Consider the following 1027-nt stretch of genomic DNA (forward strand, 5'->3'; position numbering starts at 1 on the left):
ACTATGGCTCACCATCTAATCAGCTGAAAACCTTGAGAAAATGGTGTGATATTTAATCCTTATCTACTACAGCCCCTCCATAATTTATTCCATCTCTTTGGTCACAATAGCAATCAACTGCCTTGAGCACTTAACTGTCTTTTGAATATCAGAGTAGCTATGACCTGATTTGAGTAGACTAGCGATGATCTTGCGCTTTTCGGTATCCTTCCCACGACCGGCATACTTACCTTCTACTTTAGCACGAGCAATACCTTGCATCTGACGGTTACGCCGATCTTCATAATCTTTTCGAGCAATGGCTGCGAGCATATCCAGCATCATCGAGTTAATGGCCTGCAATACACTGCTCATAAATTCTGTACTGCTTTCAGATTGAAGCGCCATATATGAGGTCGGCAGCTCTTTTGACACGATAGAGAGCTTTTTCTCTGATAGCATTCTTTTGAGCGTATCCCAATCAGCTTGGTTCAAACGCGCCAAGCGATCAATCTGCTCAACTAAGATCACATCGCCCTTATGAGCATCTTCAATCAGTTGCATAAGCTTAGGTCGCGCCAAGATAGCTCCTGATTCGTTTTCGACATAGAAGGCAGCAATTTTGTGGCCATGATCGTTGGCAAATGCTATGAGCTCGCTTTTGGCACGTTTAGCATCTTGCTCTTTGGTTGATGCTCGTAGATACGCTCTGATAAACATAAACACCTAAAATAGTCTGTTATAAGTGGTTCCATTATACCAGTCTGTTTTAAGTGGTTTGATAATAGGTTTGAAGGGTGAAATAGCTGGTTCCCTTGGGGTATAGCTTTTGAAACCATTTTTCTTTATATTGTCACTTAGACAGGCTGGGCATTTGATGTATAGTGTCATTTGCATTTCACTATTTATCAATTTCTCAGCCTGTTTTTTTTCAGCCTACTTTTTGAACCACCACCCGGATATAAATGTAGCTATGAATAAAACAACTTTTAAAATATCGAAGATGGACTGCCCTTCGGAGGAAAACCTAATCCGAATGAAATTAGAG

1 protein-coding gene and 1 pseudogene are annotated in these 1027 nt (G+C 40.9%); both read right to left on the reverse strand.

From position 1 onward, the window contains the following. Positions 1-84: 84 nt before the first annotated feature. Positions 85-699: a recombinase family protein gene (locus tag AAEY83_RS12670; protein ID WP_037058659.1), complete on the reverse strand. Its 615-nt coding sequence runs from the start codon at positions 697-699 to the stop codon at positions 85-87. 102 nt (positions 700-801) lie between these two features. After that, a pseudogene (locus AAEY83_RS12675) lies at positions 802-876 on the reverse strand (IS1 family transposase); the annotation flags it as partial. Between the last annotated feature and the right edge of the window lie 151 nt (positions 877-1027).

It is taken from the genome of Psychrobacter sp. TB20-MNA-CIBAN-0197 (genome assembly GCF_040309765.1).
GTDB classification, from domain to species: domain Bacteria; phylum Pseudomonadota; class Gammaproteobacteria; order Pseudomonadales; family Moraxellaceae; genus Psychrobacter; species Psychrobacter submarinus.

What these genes read in the sequence shown, in the direction of transcription:
- AAEY83_RS12670 (WP_037058659.1), bottom strand. Translation starts at nt 699, where the DNA reads ATGTTTATCAGAGCGTATCTACGAGCATCAACCAAAGAGCAAGATGCT.